We start from the raw sequence: 1,415 nt of genomic DNA, 5'->3' as shown, positions 1-1,415 counted from the left end.
AAGCTTGTGAAACCTTTGCACCATAAGGCGTTCATCAAAAGAAATCTTGTTAATTTTATATAGTTTTTTCTTTAAAAACCGTCAATGGTTATAGGTAAGTAGATAGATAGACTAATTAAATATAACTAAATTAGTATTTAAAGTTATTAATTAGTAATTATTGGGGAGAAGAAGTTATGACTGAAACAGCAGTGGAGAAAAGAAAGAGAAAATTAATTACTGAGCTTAGAGATTATCAGTGGCTCTATCAATATAGTGTATTTCCTCGATTAGAAGGAGCGGATAGAGAAGAGGATAAGTTGAGAGCAGAGGAAATTATCTTATCTGGGTTGGATGAATTTAGAGATAAGTTAAGAAGAAAAGTTTCTAATATAGGCATTCTGTTTGAGCTTAGAAAAATGAATGTGGCCCTAAACAGAGGCTTTCGAACCCAATATAGAAGAAAAAATTTTTTTCAAATTTATATTACTTTTCATGCATCAGAAAAAATTGAAGAAGAGTTGTTAGATAAAATTGCAGAAGCTGTATATGGAGATGAAGTAAATATAAAAACCCGATCTTTATCTGAGGAAGATATACTTGGAGCAATTGAGAAAATCCGAATAGAAGCATTACATGATTTTTCTACCTATTACGAAATTAAGGGGAGAAAATTCAATCGTTATTCAGGTATAAATCGATCAAGTTTTATAAGAAAAGAGTAAACTCTGGAATGTTAATAAATGTAATTACACTTTTAATTTTCAATTATTAAAGTAAAGGATACTTAGCTTAAGCTTTAACTAAGTATCTTAACTATTTAGCCTAAGAAAAAGATACTTGAAAAGGACTTAAAAGTTAAAAAAGAAAATAAGTGATTTGAAGAAGTAAAAACAGTGAAAAAGATATAGTTTTCTTCACTTATTTAAGTGATTGTGTGATTTTAAGCTTGAATTCTTAATTAAACAGGATGTTTCTATCCATCGATGCTCTATAAAAAATACCTGTAGATATTTCTAAGTTTAAATTGATTAATTTGGAGGGGGGAGCATTTATGGTTAAGTTGAAAGAGTGATGTAAATTTTTTATAAAAATTAATGAAATTGTTGTTAAAGGTCTTGATGAAGATTTTGATGAAATTGTTAGGAAAAACATTTAGTTATACTTATTTTTGGCTTTGAGTTAAAATAGATTTTCAGTTCGGGAGAATCGCTATTTTATGTGCTTGTAAAGGCCTCTGTAGTCATCATAGAGCATGTTTAATAACGAAGTAGCTACAACCCTACGCCGTTAGGGGTAAGTGGCTATAATCTCTTGTAAAAGCTGTTTAAATTAATCTGAATGAGAGTGAAGAATATGCTGAAGATAGGTTCCTTAAATCAAAGTCTGAAAGAGACTCAAAATATGCGAGCAGTGCCACTTCGTTTAACAAAAAA

Annotated in this window: 1 protein-coding gene; it reads left to right on the top strand. The window is 29.5% G+C overall.

The window, feature by feature from the left end; all coding sequences use genetic code 11:
* The first annotated feature begins 176 nt into the window (after positions 1–176).
* A complete protein-coding gene (locus VXQ92_RS17855) occupies positions 177–704 on the top strand; it encodes a hypothetical protein (protein WP_416682710.1) in 528 nt (175 codons plus the stop codon).
* Positions 705–1,415 lie beyond the last annotated feature (711 nt).

Source organism: Acinetobacter sp. 228 (genome assembly GCF_048147885.1).
Note: the sequence above shows the minus strand (reverse complement) of the source record. Positions and strands in the feature narration are given on the sequence as shown.